Annotated in this window: 12 protein-coding genes and 1 pseudogene; 8 read left to right on the forward strand and 5 right to left on the reverse strand. The window is 62.1% G+C overall.

Annotation, left to right across the window (positions count from 1 at the left end):
* Window positions 1-131 precede the first annotated feature (131 nt).
* The 6 genes and pseudogenes from SAOR_RS10180 (at window position 132) to SAOR_RS10210 (ending at window position 8,807) form a co-directional block, all read left to right on the forward strand.
* The gene (locus tag SAOR_RS10180; protein ID WP_123631328.1) at window positions 132-1,082 is read left to right on the forward strand and encodes an IS481 family transposase; all 951 of its coding nucleotides are present in this window, start codon (window positions 132-134) and stop codon (window positions 1,080-1,082) included.
* Window positions 1,079-1,733, forward strand: a pseudogene (locus SAOR_RS17320) (IS30 family transposase); the annotation flags it as partial. The gene SAOR_RS10180 and the pseudogene SAOR_RS17320, both read left to right, overlap by 4 nt.
* Window positions 1,734-2,523: 790 nt before the next feature.
* Window positions 2,524-4,335 (forward strand): NAD(P)/FAD-dependent oxidoreductase, encoded by a 1,812-nt coding sequence (locus SAOR_RS10195; RefSeq protein ID WP_123631331.1) that lies wholly within the window; start codon window positions 2,524-2,526, stop codon window positions 4,333-4,335.
* A gap of 417 nt (window positions 4,336-4,752) precedes the next feature.
* A complete protein-coding gene (locus tag SAOR_RS10200) occupies window positions 4,753-6,684 on the forward strand; it encodes a RecQ family ATP-dependent DNA helicase (protein WP_123631332.1) in 1,932 nt (643 codons plus the stop codon).
* A 350-nt stretch (window positions 6,685-7,034) separates the two neighbouring features.
* Window positions 7,035-7,943, forward strand: coding sequence for a nuclease-related domain-containing protein (locus SAOR_RS10205; protein WP_123631333.1), 909 nt, complete (start codon window positions 7,035-7,037; stop codon window positions 7,941-7,943).
* 15 nt (window positions 7,944-7,958) lie between these two features.
* Window positions 7,959-8,807, forward strand: coding sequence for a transposase (locus tag SAOR_RS10210; protein WP_123631334.1), 849 nt, complete (start codon window positions 7,959-7,961; stop codon window positions 8,805-8,807).
* Window positions 8,808-8,876: 69 nt separating this feature from the next.
* Here SAOR_RS10210 and SAOR_RS10215 read toward each other — a convergent pair whose 3' ends face one another.
* The 5 genes from SAOR_RS10215 to SAOR_RS17400 all read right to left on the reverse strand — a co-directional run bounded on the left by SAOR_RS10215 (window position 8,877) and on the right by SAOR_RS17400 (window position 11,653).
* Window positions 8,877-9,290: a putative toxin-antitoxin system toxin component, PIN family gene (locus SAOR_RS10215; RefSeq protein WP_123631335.1), complete on the reverse strand. Its 414-nt coding sequence runs from the start codon at window positions 9,288-9,290 to the stop codon at window positions 8,877-8,879.
* Entirely contained in the window at window positions 9,287-9,556 is a 270-nt protein-coding gene (locus tag SAOR_RS10220) for a hypothetical protein (RefSeq protein WP_221179949.1), read from the reverse strand. Before SAOR_RS10220 ends, SAOR_RS10215 begins: the two co-directional genes overlap by 4 nt.
* Before the next feature lie 324 nt (window positions 9,557-9,880).
* A complete protein-coding gene (locus SAOR_RS10225; protein ID WP_123631336.1) occupies window positions 9,881-10,399 on the reverse strand; it encodes a YgjV family protein in 519 nt (172 codons plus the stop codon).
* A gap of 108 nt (window positions 10,400-10,507) precedes the next feature.
* Window positions 10,508-11,110, reverse strand: coding sequence for an HNH endonuclease (locus SAOR_RS10230; RefSeq protein ID WP_221179950.1), 603 nt, complete (start codon window positions 11,108-11,110; stop codon window positions 10,508-10,510).
* Between the two features lie 273 nt (window positions 11,111-11,383).
* Window positions 11,384-11,653, reverse strand: a complete 270-nt coding sequence (locus SAOR_RS17400) for a PIN domain-containing protein (protein WP_123631337.1) — start codon at window positions 11,651-11,653, stop codon at window positions 11,384-11,386.
* Between the two features lie 616 nt (window positions 11,654-12,269).
* Here SAOR_RS17400 and SAOR_RS10240 point away from each other — a divergent pair.
* Together SAOR_RS10240 and SAOR_RS10245 are read left to right on the forward strand one after the other, a co-directional pair.
* Window positions 12,270-13,823, forward strand: coding sequence for an MmgE/PrpD family protein (locus tag SAOR_RS10240; RefSeq protein ID WP_185015640.1), 1,554 nt, complete (start codon window positions 12,270-12,272; stop codon window positions 13,821-13,823).
* A gap of 148 nt (window positions 13,824-13,971) precedes the next feature.
* Complete coding sequence (locus tag SAOR_RS10245; RefSeq protein WP_123631339.1) at window positions 13,972-15,393, forward strand: NAD-dependent succinate-semialdehyde dehydrogenase; 1,422 nt, start codon at window positions 13,972-13,974, stop codon at window positions 15,391-15,393.
* The last annotated feature ends 42 nt before the right edge of the window (window positions 15,394-15,435 follow it).

The following is a 15,435-nucleotide window of genomic DNA, read 5'->3' on the forward strand; positions in this document are numbered from 1 at the left end:
CATCCGACATGCTGTGTCGTCGATCAGAAGTATTAGTGCCCTATGTCAACATATCTCGTGACGACATGCCCTAAGTGTTTGATCCCGGACTTTGATGGTGCATTATTTTCCCAGGAATGGAGAGATGCACTATGGGCCAGGTTTTACACGGCAGCGCCACAACGACAGCGGCAGTCCGTCGAGCAATACAAAATAGTCAAGAGAGCCTGAGAGCGCTTTCAAAGCGCTACGGCATCAATCAAAAGACCGTCGCGAAGTGGAAAAACCGGACGGCCACGGTCGACTTAAAAACGGGGCCGAGGCACCCGAAGTCGACAGTTCTGTCAGTCGAGGACGAGGCGGTGATTGTGGCCTTTCGTCGGCATACACTGTTGCCGTTGGACGACTGCTTGTATGCGCTACAGCCGACGCTGCCGCATTTGAGTCGCTCGTCATTACATCGCTGTCTGCAGCGCCACGGCATCAGCCGCCTGCCCGATGTTGAAGGTGACAAGCCTGCAAAACGCAAGTTCAAGGCCTATCCGATTGGCTATTTTCACATCGACATCGCCGAACTGCGTACGGCCGAGGGCAGGCTCTATCTCTTTGTCGCCATTGATCGGACCTCAAAGTTCGCTTATGCCGAACTCCACGAGAAAGCCGGCAAAATGGGCGCCGCCCAGTTCCTACGCAACCTTGTGGCCTCCGTACCCTATGCCATTCACACGATCCTCACGGACAACGGGATTCAGTTCACGAATCGCCCACAGGATCGCTATGCGTCAGAGCATATCTTCGATCGAGTGTGTCGGGAAAACGCCGTCGAACATCGGCTAACCAAGGTCAAGCACCCTTGGACCAACGGCCAGGTCGAACGCATGAATCGGACTATCAAAGAAGCGACCGTCAAGCGCTTCTACTACGAAGCTCACAGTCAGCTTCGCCAGCACCTTGCCGACTTTATCGACGCTTATAACTTCGCCCGGCGTCTGAAGACGCTACGCGGCCTCACCCCCTACGAACACATCTGCCAATGCTGGACAAACGAGCCGCAGAGATTCAGGCTCAATCCACTCCATCAAATGCCGGGACTAAACACCTAAGGCTGCACGGCGGCATTCGGCCGGCCAAGCGCGTGCGTGCGGCTCGGGCCTTGTCGTCGACAGATCGAGAGGAGATTTCTCGCGGCTTGGCTTGCGAGCGATCTATTCGGGATATCGCGCGTCGGATTGGCCGGGCACCCTCGACGGTGAGTCGAGAAGTATCACGCAATGGCGGGCGGCGTCGTTACCGTGCGGCCCAAGCGGATAGTTGTGCCTGGGATCGGGCACGACGCCCCAAGCCATGTCAGCTCGCCCAGAACGCGTCGTTACGCCGTATCGTGGCGGATAAGCTGGCTGAAGATTGGTCACCCGAGCAGATCGCCGGCTGGCTCCGACGGCGCTATCCAGACGTGGCTATGCAGGTATCCCACGAAACCATCTATCGAAGCCTCGACATCCAGACGCGCGGTGTGCTGAAAAAGGAACTGCAGAAACACCTGCGTACGCAGCGTGTGTTCCGACAGTCACGCCACGGCAATCTCGGTCGGATGCCGCAGTTCGATCAAGGATGCGATCTCGATATCCCAACGGCCGCCCGAAGTGGACGATCGTGCCGTGCCCGGCCACTGGGAAGGCGATCTACTCTCGGGCTCGACCAACACGCATATTGCGACGCTTGTCGAGCGCACTTCCCGCTTCACGATGCTTGTAAGCGCGCAAATTAGGGTCAGGTCTTGCATTTTGCGCAAAATGCAAGACCTGACCCTGATGACCGCGTTTTTTATGGTCCGTGATGGCATTGGCTGGGCCGGGTCGGCATCCGGCAATGTCTATCTCGTATCCATGAGTGAGCCGTTTCGGGATGGCGCACTGGAGCCATTGGCTTGGTTAGCGCTAGGCGTTTGTTGGTTTGCGTCCGTCGTTTCGCTATTCAAAGGAGCAATGGGGTCAGGTCTTGCATTGCCACATCGGCAAAATCGGCGTAAGTTCAGTAGGGCGGTAAAGCGACTCGGGCGGCCGGATGGCTCGCGGACGTAGAAGAAAACGCCGAAGCGGCTTCGATGAAATGACGTCGTTGCCTTGGCCGGTGGGTCTCGTGGCGGGCGTTATCGCGTTTGTCGCGATTCGGTACGGCATCGGCTGGGCTGCATTGGCATCCGGCCATGCGTATCTCGTACCGATGAGCGAAGGGTTGCGTGGGTCGCGCTTGGTATTTTTCCGCTGGCGTCGGGTTTCGCTATTCGAACGCAAGGGCTCGCGGGATCCAGGCAACGCGCCGCCGGGTCGTCGCGTGCTGACGGTGCGGCCGCGTTCCGGGCACAACATGATCGGGTTGCCCGGGCTCGAAATGGCGTTCCCGCTACGAGTCCAAAACCTGATAGGTTCGATCCAAAGGGCATGAATAAGCCCTTGTGCGTTCTCCCGATGCTTCAGTCGTCGGCCGAGAACCTATCCATGCGACAACCCGGGTGGATCGATTCACCCGTCCAAAGGAGGAGATATGGGCTCAACCCAGCCTGAGGCGCGTGCGCTTACCGAGTGGCTCGCCGCATTCGAGACTGCGCTCAGCAACAACGACGTCGACGCCGTCAGTGCGCTGTTCGCAGATGATTGCTACTGGCGCGATCTGGTCGTGTTCACCTGGAATATCAAGACGCTGGAGGGCCGCGATTCGATTCGCGACATGCTGAGCGCAATGCTGGGCAACGTGCGCCCCCATGACTTCACGATCGACGGCGAGGCCACCGAACTCGAGGGCGTCGTGGAAGGCTGGTTTACCTTCAACACCGGCGTGTCCCATGCACAGGGCCATGTCCGCCTGATCAATGGCAAGGCGTGGACCGTACTCACCGCCATCACGGACCTCATCGATCACCCCGAAGCCACGGGCCATCACCGGCCACTCGGCACCGTGCACCGGATCGAACCCGAACGCCCGAACTGGCTCGAGCGTCAGAAAGAACATCAGGCGCGTCTCGGCTATTCCGAGCAACCCTATTGCGTGATCGTCGGCGGTGGCCAGGCCGGCATCGCGCTGGCGGCGCGTCTGAAACAGCTGGACGTGCCCACCCTGATCGTCGAGCGCAACGAACGGGCCGGCGATTCCTGGCGTAACCGTTACCGATCGCTGTGCCTGCACGATCCGGTCTGGTATGACCATCTCCCTTATATTCGATTTCCGGAGAACTGGCCGGTATTCACGCCCAAGGACAAGATGGGCGATTGGCTGGAGATGTACACGAAGGTGATGGAGCTCGACTACTGGAGCGCCACTGAATGTACCAGTGCGCAGTACGACGAAACGCGAGAGGAATGGCGCGTCGACGTCGAGTTCACCGGTGACGGCGAAAGACAGTCGCACACACTGCGGCCCAAGCATCTGATCATGGCCACCGGCGCACTGGGCATGCCCAATGTGCCGGAGATCCCGGGGGCGAGCGATTTCAACGGCACGCTGCACCACTCCAGTGAACACCCCGGCGGCAAGGGGTACGCCGGCAAGCGCTGCATCGTGTTGGGAGCCAACAACTCGGCCCACGATATCGCGGCCGATCTGTGGGCGAACGGGGCCGACGTGACCATGATCCAGCGGTCATCGACACACGTGGTGAAGTCGGATTCGTTCTGCGAACTGTCCCTGGGCGCGCTCTATTCACAGGAAGCCACCGAGAACGGGCTGGATGTCGACCAGGCCGACATGCTGTTCGCATCGACGCCCTATGCGGTTCTGCCCCAGATGGCCGGCGGGATGGGCGCACTGCTTCGCGAGCGGGACGCCGATTTTTATGAGCGTCTGGAACAGACCGGGTTCATGCTCGATTTCGGCGGCGACGATACGGGCCTGCTGATGAAAGCGCTTCGGCGCGGCGGCGGCTACTACATCGATGTCGGCGCTTCGGAGCTCCTGATCGAGGGCAAGATCGGCTTGCGCAGCCGCGTGAGTATTGACCACATCAAGTCGGATTCCGTGGTCCTCACGGATGGTGAGGAGCTGCCGGCGGATGTGATCATCCTCGCGACCGGGTACGGCTCGATGAATAACTTCGCGGCCGAACTGATCTCGCAGGAGGTGGCCGACCGCGTCGGCAAATGCTGGGGCCTCGGGTCGGATACACCCAAGGATCCCGGCCCCTGGGAAGGCGAACTGCGCAACATGTGGAAACCCACGCAGCAACCCGGGCTGTGGTTTCATAGCGGCAATCTGCACCTGTCGCGCCACTACTCACGTTACCTCGCGCTCCAGCTCAAGGCGCGAATGGAAGGTATCGATACCCCGGTGTATGGCATTCCCGAGGTTCACCACCTGGAATGAATCCTCGCCCGTATCAACTTGCAACTGTCATCTGTGGCACGGCAGGCACAGAAGCGCCCGACAGGCGTAATGGCCTCGGATGGCGTTGCTCGAAAGGTTCGGCGGTGATGGCGAGAGTGCGCCATCACCGTCGCCACCGGTGCAATGGGGTCAGGTCGTGCATTGGCACACGGCGGATTAAACTCAACTTCGAACCGCAACGGCAAGGGGCTTACGCACAACAGGGGTCAGGCTTGCGTTGTGCATAGCCACGGTTCGATTCACCTCAAAGCGCAACACAAGGCAGCCAGGCCCGCCCGTAACGCCGAGAATTCGGGCGGCCAAAATATGCCGGTCCTTAGCCCAATAAACAGTCTGATTCGTCCGTAGTATCGTGAACCCGGGGCCGAGGGTTTGACTTGAATTATTGGGGGCACCATGGACGACCAGCCTGATCGCTTGCTTGCGGAGTATTTCGGTTACGACCGTTTCCAGCCCGGCCAGCGTGAAGTGATAGAGCACTTGTTGGCTGGCCGTTCCGCGGCGGCGGTATTTCCCACCGGCGGCGGTAAATCGCTGTGCTATCAACTGCCGGCGTTGGCGTTGCCGGGTATCACCCTGGTGGTGTCGCCGTTGATCGCGTTGATGAAGGATCAGATCGATGCGTTGAGCGCCCGTGGCATTGCCGCGCAGCGGCTGGATTCGAGCCTCGACGCCGAGGGTTACCGCGCTGTGATGGATCGCCTGCGTTCAGGCGAACTGCGTCTTTTGTATGTGGCGCCGGAGCGTTTCAACAACGAACGTTTTAGGCAAACGCTGAGCCAATTGCGGGTATCGCTGTTTGCGGTGGACGAGGCGCATTGCATCTCGGAATGGGGGCACAATTTCCGCCCCGATTATCTGAAGTTGATTGGTTTCGCCAAGGCGGCCAAGGCCGAGCGTCTGTTGGCACTGACCGCGACTGCCACGCCCACCGTGCTGGACGACATTTGCCGGGTACTCGATATCGGGGCCGACTGTGCCGTGCGTACGGATTTCTACCGTCCCAACCTGAAGCTGCTGTTCTCGCCGACCACGGTGGAACAGCGTGACCGTGATTTGCTGGCGCGTCTAAGCGAGCGGCCCGCCGGTCCGACAATCGTTTATGTGACCCTTCAGCGTACCGCGGAGCAGGTGGCGCAACGGCTGGCCGATGCGGGCCATCCGGCGCGGGCCTACCACGCCGGTATGGATAGCGATAAGCGCAGCGTGGTGCAGGAATGGTTCGTGCGTTCGAACGACGGCATTGTGGTGGCGACGATCGCGTTCGGCATGGGCATCGACAAGGCCAACATCCGCTACGTCTATCACTACAACTTGCCCAAGAGCCTGGAAAACTACGCACAGGAGATCGGCCGAGCCGGGCGCGACGGCGAGGATGCCGTGTGCGAGATGCTGGCTTGCGCCGACGACCAGAACACGCTGGAAAATTTCGTTTATGGCGATACGCCCACGGCGGCAGCGATCGATTCGTTCTTGCACGACATATTCGCGCAGGAAGACGAATTCGATATCAACTTATCGGCGCTGGCCCGCGCGCATGATCTACGCGAGTTGGTCGCGCGCACGCTGCTGACCTATCTGGAATTGCAGGGATACCTGAAGGGCGGCACGCCGTTTTACGCCAGTTATCGATTTCGGCCGAAGATGGCGTCGCAGGACATACTGGCCCGGTTCCAGGGACAACGCCGGCAGTTCCTGGCCGAGTTGCTAGGCCGGGCGCACAAGGCCCGCACCTGGTTTGACCTGGATGTGGATAGCGCGGTCGCCGAGATGCGGCAGCCGCGCGAGCGTATCGTCGCGGCGCTGGATTATCTCGGCGAGCAGGACATGCTGGAAGTCACCGCGGCCGGCGTGCGTCATCGCTACCGGATTCTGCAGCGCCCCGACAGCGTGAAGGCATTGGCCGCCACGCTGTACGAGCACGCGCTGCGCCGCGAGGAGAGCGAGTTGGCGCGATTGCAGCAGGTGCTTGCGCTGATCGAAGCGGACGAGTGCCAGGTGGCGGCCTTGAGCGCGCACTTTGGCGAACAGCGCGAGCCCTGCGGCCACTGCTCCTGGTGCTTGAATGACGGCAAACCGGCGCGGATCCCGGCCCGTCGCAAGACCGAGATCGATCCGGCCGTATGGAACGAGACGGCAACGCTGCGACGACAACACCCCGAGGTATTGGGCCCGGCGCGTGTTGTCGCGCGCTTCTTGTGTGGCGTTCCATCGCCGTCGCTGTCCAAGGCGAAACTTACGCGCCACGCCCTGTTTGGCAGCCTGGCTCATGTGCCGTTCGCGGCAGTGGAAGAACGCGCCCAGGATTCCGCCCCGCCGGCAGCGTGAGAATCACTGGCGCTGTGGTCGGTTACGCGCGGACGGCAAAGTCAGATGGGTGGGTCGGACAAGCGCCGGGGTCGACGCGCTGCTCCAATCCGCCGATGCATCAAGCCAATCGTCCAGCCATTCGATAAACCGGCGCATCTTGGCGTCGACCCGGCGCGGTAATCCCCCCCGAAAATGAGTGCTCTTGGATTCAGGCGGTCAGTGCAACACCACTCATGTAGCAACGAGATGAGGTGTTGTTCTCATGGCCGCGACATCGAAACCGGAGGAACTTTGGGGTCAGGTCTTGCGTTTTGCATCCTCGTGCGTTGCGCGCTAGCGTTGAGACGTGGCCGTAGCGCGAGTGACAAATGACTCAATATCTTTACCTCGTCGGATTTGCGCCGTTGCTTCCGATGTTGCCGTTGGTCGTGGCGTTGTGGCTCCGAGAGCGCTGGAACTATCGTGAGATTAAACGGCTCCAGCGGCGTCATCCACTTACCCAAGGTCTTTTACGCCCGCCCGGTTATACGCTTGGGCAAGAGGTGGCGCGGCTTCAGATCGATGGCGCTTACCTTCTCTTCGAAGTGGTTATCTTTGGCGTCGGCATTTTAGTTATTGGTCTTGTGGCGCTCGCCACTCTCGGTTTGTCGTTCGGCGTTTCGTTGGTCGTTAGCCTGATTGCGCTAGGCGCTTATTCCCTATACCAGACAGTTCGTTGGCTTCGCCTGCTAGGCGAGTTGCGACGTAAGCGACTTGGCTGGGAGGGGGAGCTCGCGACCGGCGAAGAACTCAACCACCTTATGCGCCGCGGCTACGCCGTTTTCCACGATCTGGAAGGCGAGAAGTTTAATATTGACCATGTTGCTGTTGGTCCAGGTGGAGTTTATGCGATAGAAACGAAGGCGCGGATGAAGCAGCGTCGTGAGGGCGTTGAAGATATGTGGCGGGCGACGTACAACGGCGAGCGAATTGATTTTGCGGGATATTCAACGGATGCGCCTATTGAGCAGGCGCGGCGAAACGCCGCTTGGTTGTCTAAATGGCTTACGTCTGCGGTCGGCGAGCGCGTTACCACAAAGGCAGTCGTAGCGTTACCCGGCTGGTACGTTACGCGCACCGGCAGGTCTGACGTCAATGTGGTCAGTGCTCGCGAGGTCGACGGCATGGTTCCCAAAACGCTAAGCGCGCCTCTAACCGAAAAGTTGATTCAGCAAATCGCGCATCAATTGGATGCGCGGTGTAGGGACGTTGCCAAAAATCGAACCCCGCTTCGCTAGCTGTGGAGCTCCGATATGGCTAGACCACTACGCCTCGAATTCGCCGGCGCGCTCTACCACGTCACCGCCCGCGGCGATCGACGCGAGCCGATCTACGAGGACGACGAGGACCGCCAGGCGTTTCTCGATGTGCTCGCCGACGTGGCCGATCGCTTCAACTGGTTGGTGCACGCCTATTGCGAGATAACCAACCACTACCACCTGCTCATCGAGACGCCGGACGGCAATCTGTCGAAGGGCATGCGGCAGTTGAACGGTGTCTATACCCAATACAGCAACCGCCGGCACGGGCGGGTCGGGCATCTGTTCCAGGGCCGCTACAAGGCGATCCTCGTGCAGAAGGAGGCGTATCTGCTGGAGGTGGCGCGCTATATCGTGCTCAACCCGGTACGCGCGGACATGACGCGTAGCGCCGGCGACTGGCCCTGGAGTAGCTACCGCGCGACGGCAGGGCGCGCGGGCGTGCCGTCTTTTCTGACGACCGAGTGGATTCTGTCGACCTTCGGTGAGCGGCTGAAGGAGTCGCAGCTCGCGTATCGACGCTTCGTGAGCGAAGGCCGCGGCCAGCCGGCGCCGTGGGCCGCGTTGGCCAATCAGGTGCTGCTGGGCGACGACGCGTTCGTGGATCGCATGCGGTCGAAGCTCGAGCAGTCCAATCGTTCGCTTGCCGAAGTGCCGCGCGTACAGCGCGCCGGTCGCGCCCGGCCGCTGGCCGAGTACGCCGCCCAGAGCAATACGCGCAACGAAGCCATCGCGGCGGCCTATGCGTCCGGCGGTTACAGCATGGTCGAGATCGGCGCGCATTTCGGCGTGCATTATTCGACCGTCAGCCGAATTGTGTGGGCCGCCGAACGCGTTTCGTAGACGCCCGTCGCACCGCCCAACCCCGTGCAACGGGGTCAAAGGCGTACAAAGTCGAAAGTGTTCTGGAGATTAATGAGAGTCGGGATCGTAATCTTGAACTCGGACGACTCGAGCTTCGAACGGCGGTGTATCGAGTAGGCGCAGATCGCCTGTGACAAGCGTGGCGGCGGGCTCTGCGTACAACATATCCCAGAGGTGATTGTCGCCTTTATCGGGCGCACTGGAGCCGCTGGCCGCCGGTTCGCGCCACCTCGCATGGTGGACGATGCAGGCCAGTAGCTCGTCGAGCTGGGCTTCGCCGAGACCGTGGAGTTTGCGTATCTTCGGCCGCAACAGCACGGCGCGATATTCGTCAAGTAGCGCGGCAGACAATAAAGGTCGCACCTGACCCCTTACCATGGCATCCAGCAATCGGGCAGTCGGCGCTGCCGGGTTGTGGGTGATAAGGCCCGCCACGATGACGTTCGTGTCGACGATGATCATTTCCTACGGCGGGCGTCGTCGGTTTCCTCTATAGCCAGTGCCAGTGCCCGGTCTTCGTCCAAACCGGCGCGTTGACGCGCCTGGGCGAGTAAATCCTCTGCGCGCGCACGGGTTTTAATGCCGTACGCGTCGAGGCTTTCATCGATCAACTGCGTGATGGTCTTGCCGCTGCTCGCGGCGGCTTCCTTCAGCGCGGTCCGACGCTCGTCCGAGAGTGTGATGGTGAGTCGAGGCATGATTCGCATCACTGGTGATTTGACACCCATGCATCATAACACCACCTGGCATCAGCAATTTGAAATACCTGGCGGCCATCACCGTCACTCTCCCAGTTCGAGCATCCGGGTAAAAAAGCGCTGCGCACACGATATGCCGGCTGCCTAAGCCATTGGCCACCTTCGGCACGCATTTCGGCGTGCATTATTCGACCGTCAGCCGAATTTTTCGCACAGGAAAACCGGCAGCGATCGATCGAGGGGCTGGCAAAAGGCCATCACGATGACTGCCTGGAATCGTCCTCAAGGACGATTAGCGCTTGGCCATGCTCTTGCGGGCTAAAGCTGGATGAACCGGGTGTTGAGCTGCTCGTCTTATATCGCCCGCGATGCGTGATACAGGCGCGCAATCGTGACGAGATTGGTCACGAGAATGAGTAATTTGGCCAGCGTGCCGCCGAGCGAGCCCACCAGTAGATTGCTCACCACCCAGCAGAAGGCGGCGACGGCGAGCAGCCAGCGCATGGGAATGCCGGCGAGCATGAACATGCCATAGGTGCCGATCAGTCCGGCGGCAAGCGCCCAGGCATCGCGCGGCGCGCTCCAGGTCAGGGCCGCTGCGACGAGCGTGGCCGCACACATGGCGAGCATCACCGCGGTGCGGCCCTTATAGCGGCGAACCAGGTGAATACGCAGCACGATCAGCGCGGCAATCGCCGCGGCGGTCCAGCTGCGGAACATGACGAACTGCAGCGCGAACGCCACGTTGGCGAACAGGAGCAGGAAGAAGAGCCGGTCGTCGCGCTTGCTGGCGAACCCGGCCACGCACAAGGCCAGCGCGATCAGGCCGAAGAGCTGTCCGGCCAGCCCGCGCGCCGAAATGTCGTCGAGCACTACCTTGTCCAAACGCCGGGAAACGGATTGCTACGCTGCGGCAAGGTCATTCGTCGATCAAGCGTTTTCGGAGACGATGATAGGCGGAGATGCGGTTTCGACGCCGCGCTATCGGCGGAATACCTCGGCGCGATGGTGGGAGAGAAACGCCGGGTCCGGTTGGAAGCGGTCGGGCAACGAGATTTCGCGGCCTTCGTAGTCGGCCACTGCTTGATGCCAGAAGTCGCCGGCCGTGTCGTCGACGGCGGACGATACGGCGATGGTCCAGTCCGCGCGGACCGTGATAAGGCCGATATCGAATGCCCGATCATGCAGCGCGGAGAGACACAGGCCGTTGGCGGGGTTGAGCCGCTGGCTCGGGTCTTCGCGCCACGGCACGATGTGGCTGGCCACCAGGAGGGAGGGTGCCGCCAGGCCGGTAACGCAGCAGCGGGCGTCATACGCATTCAACACCGCGTCTCGAAACAGGCGCTGGCCGACGCGCTGGGCGCGCGTCACCTGATGCTCGTGCCCGGTGTAGTCGGCGTCCTCGCTGTCGTTCGCGTCGTAACCCAGTGCCTCGGTCGCTCGTTTCGAGGCCAGCGCGAACGCGGGCCAATCGGATTGCATCTCTTGCCATATGGAACGATCCGCTGCGGACGCGCCTTGCAATCCGGATCGTCCGGACTCGGTGATGACCGGATCGAGACTGGCGAGATTGCACAGCTTCATGGCGACCGCCGACGGCGTTCGGCCGATCGTCTCGGCGAACCGGATCACATCCGGGTTGCGGTGATGAAATCGGCCGAAGGGCAGGCGGCAAGTAGAGCCTGCCCGCGGCAAGCAGTTCGGTTCGGGTCCAGGCGCGGCGCGTGGGCATCGGGTGGAACGCGTTGGCATGGCGACGTAAACCCAGGGTGCCACGGGCTGGCCACGTTCAGCGGAACAGCGGTCGTCGTGTCGCAGGCGCCGTGGTTGGGTGTGCGTTACGAACCGCGGTGCCGCTTACCAACGATGTACGTCGATACTTTCAATGTGATCGAAATGGGCGTCGTGCGTCCACAGGCCGGCGTCGTTCTCTCGTGCCAAGGCAGCGATCCAGGCGTCGTTGGCCGGAATCTTCGTGCCCGCCGCCCGTAATGCACTCATGATTTGCCCGTAGTGGCGCGTCGTGTCGCGGGTTACCGTTAGAAAGCTCACGAAAGGCTGTGACAGAAAGCTGTCCAGCTGTCGGCGGTTGTGGGTTGGCGGTGTATCGGTTGCCGTCGCGGAAATCCTATTTCAGTTCGCTTATGACGATCGATGCCATCAGGATCGCCTGGATATCTTCCAGCGGGTAACAGCGCATGATCGCGGTATAGGCGTTGGTGTCGCGCAGCGCGATCATGATCGTAGCGTGACGTCGTCCTCGCGCGATTCATGAACGGCCTCATCGATAGCTTTGGCCTCGGCGTCCGATAACTGGCCGGCGAACTGCCGGAGCTGGCTGCCGATGCCCGGTCCGGGCGATGCCACGGCCTCCAGGCCGGCCCCGCGGCGCATGAGCTTGAGCGCGGTCTTGTTCAGCGACGAATTGTCTCGCGCGGCGAGCTCGCGAAGCCTTTTCCCCGCTCCGGATCGAAGCCGCGCAGCGTGAGTTGAGTCACGGCCTTTCTCGGCATGAATCAGAGTCAGTCATCGTGACTCGATTTGTGGCCTCCAGCAATACGGGGCCGATCTGTCGAGCGGCGGCGGGGTCATCGCAGGTGCGCGTTACGCCCCGGTTCTAGAGTTGTTGGGTGTCAGCGGTGCGAAGGCTTGAATCGGCCGGTGCGCCAAATCGTTTAAAATCCCGGCCTCAATAAATAACCGCCGCCGGCGGGTCGCCCGTTCAAGCAGAGGAATGTGTTGTATGACCGCTACGATCCACACCGTTGCCGCCGAGAAAGCCAGCGGCGAGCTTGCCCGCGATCAGCAACTGGCCTGGAAGCTGGCCGAGCTGGCGACCCGCGCCAAGGATGCGCCGCAGGATGACGACGCGGTGGCGATGGCCAAGAACCGGATCATCGACAATGCCGCGATCGCGCTTGGCGCGGCGAACGAATCGGCGGTGAAAGTGGCGCGCTCCGATGCGATGGGCTCGAAGGGCACGGGCAAGGCGACCATCTGGGGGCTCGAGGACACGTTCGCGCCCGTGCAGGCCGCGTTCGCCAACGCGGTGGCCGTGCGTTTTCTGGACAACGACGACTGCTATCTGGCCGCCGAGTATTCCCACCCGGACGACAACATCTCGCCGATCATTGCCGTCGGCCAGCACTTGGGCGTGTCCGGCGCGGATATTCTGCGCGGTATTGTCGTCGCCTACGAGGTGCATGTGGCGCTTGTCGGCACGGGCGACGGTACCGGCATCTGCCTGCACAAGCACAAGGTCGACCACATGACCCATATCGCCGCGGGCACGGCGGCGGGCATTTCTTCCATGCTGGGGCTGACCACCGAGCAGACCTACCACGCGATCAACTTCGCGGTGCACAACGCGATCTCCTCGCGCCAGTCGCGCAAGGGCGATATCGGCGCGCAGAAGGAATTCGTGCCGGGCTTTTCGGCCGAAATTTCCATCAAGGCCGTCAACCACGCCCTGCACGGGCTCAAGGGGCCGAACCCGGTGTATGAAGGCGTGGACTCCATCATCCGCCGTTTCCTGAACGGTCGCGACGACGAAAACGCGGTCTACAAGGTGGAGCTGGCCGAGCCGGGCGTCGACGCGCTGCGCAACATCATGAAGACCTATCCGAAGCAGTACGCTTTCGAATACCAGGGCCAGGCGATTATCGACCTGGCGCTGCAGCTGCGCGCGCAGCTGCCGAAGAAGGGCGACAGCGTCGATCTCGACCAGATCGACAAGATCGTGCTGGAAACCAGCCATCACACGCACCACGTGATCGGCACCGACGCCCAGGACCCGCAGAAGATCGACCCGGATTCGCCGCGCGGCACGCTGGATCACAGCATCATGTTCGCCATCGCCCGCTGCATCCAGACCGGCGAGTTCCACAAGGACCGCGCCTACCAGATGACGCCGGCCGAGAAGGACGAGTTGCGCGCGCTGATGGCCCGGATCGAAACCCAGTTCGACCAGCGCTGGGAAGACCTCTACCACGACCAGGATCCGAACGTGCAGGCCTACGGCGGCCGCATGATCGTGACGCTGGCCGGCGGCGCAGAGGTGGCCGACGAGAAGACCCGCGCCAACGCCCACCCGGGCGGTGACACGCCGTGGCAGCGCCCGGACTACGAGGCCAAGCTGGCCGACTACACCAAGGAATTGGTCTCGGACGCCGAACGCGCCCGCTTCATCCAGGCGGTGGACGGCATGGACACGATCGCCGGCGACGAGCTCGCCAAGATCAACCTGATCGTGGATGCCGGCAATCTGGAGGCGCCGGAGACACGGGGCATCTACTAGCCGCGCGATGGGGCCCGGCGCCCGGCTGCGTCGGTGCCATTTGTATGTCCGAGTGCCGGGGCCGCTTTCGAGCGGCCCTGCACGTATCCGATCAAGCCGTGAGGGGCGCGCTCGCCCGGGGCGGCGACTCGACGTTCTGGAGTAGACGATGTTCATCAATGGCGAATGGCTGACCGGCCGGCCGACGTTCGCGGTCGCCAACCCGGCGACCGGCGAGACGATCGATACGGTGCCCGACTGCAACGCCGCCGATATCGATACCGCGATCGGCGCGGCGCACACGGCGTTCGCCGAGTGGCGTGCGACCACGGCCTATCACCGCGCCCAGCTGCTCTATCGCGCCTGGGAGCTGATGAGCCAGCGCAAGCGCGAGCTGGCCGAGTTGATGACCCGCGAACAGGGCAAGCCGCTCAAGGCCTCGCTCGCCGAGGTGGGCTACGGCGCGGATTTTCTGCTCTGGTTCGCAGAGGAAGCCAAGCGGGTCTATGGCCAGATGGTGCCGTCGGCGCGTGAGAATCAGCGCTTCATGGTGCGTCGTGACCCGGTCGGCGTGGTGGGCGCGATCACGCCCTGGAACTATCCGATCTCCATGATCACGCGCAAGCTGGGGCCGGCGCTGGCGGCCGGCTGCACGGTGGTGCTCAAGCCGGCGGAGAGCACGCCGCTGTGTGCCCGTGCGATGTGCGAAATCTTCGAGGCGGCCGGCTTTCCCAAGGGCGTGGTCAACCTGCTGACCGTATCCGACCCGACCGCCACCGGCCGGGCGTTCTGTAGCGATGCGCGCGTGCGCAAGCTCACCTTCACCGGCTCCACCGCGGTCGGGCGCAAGCTCAACGCCGAGGCCGCGCTTCACCTCAAGCGCGTCTCCATGGAACTGGGCGGCCATGCGCCGGCGCTGGTATTTCCCGACGCCGACCCGGTCTACGCGGCCAAGGGGCTGTCGCTGGTCAAGTTTCTCAACATGGGCCAGGCGTGTATCAGCCCCAACCGGATCTATGTGCACGAAGACCATATTGATGCGTTTCTGGGCGAGCTCACCCGACGCGTCGCTCGTCTGCAGGTGGGCGACGGTATGGACGACGGCATCGGCATCGGCCCGCTCATTAACGCAGCGGCCATCGACAAGATCGATGCCCAGGTTCAGGACGCCGTCGCCCAGGGCGCGCAACTGCACCACGGCGGCGAGCGCCTGCGCGAAGGCGCGCTGGCGGCCGGGCATTTCTATGCGCCGACGATTCTGTCGGGCGTCACGCCCGAGATGAAGATCTATCGCGAGGAAACCTTCGGCCCGGTCGCGCCGGTGATTAGCTATCGCGACGAGGACGACCTGATCGCGCTGGCCAACGATACCGAGTACGGCCTGGCGGCCTATGTCTACAGCGACAAGCTCTCGACCACGATGCGCGCATTCGAGGGACTGGATTTCGGCATCATCGGGATCAACGATATCAACCCGACGAGCGCGGCCGCGCCCTTCGGCGGCATGAAGGACAGCGGCATGGGCCGTGAGGGCGCTCAGGAAGGAATCGCCGAATATCTCGAAACCAAGACCGCCGGCATGATCGTCTGACGCAGGCAGAACGGCTGCCCGATCGCGCGTTGTGGGCGCGTT

Source organism: Salinisphaera orenii subsp. orenii MK-B5, from assembly GCF_003788635.1.
Classification (GTDB): Bacteria; Pseudomonadota; Gammaproteobacteria; order Nevskiales; family Salinisphaeraceae; genus Salinisphaera; species Salinisphaera orenii.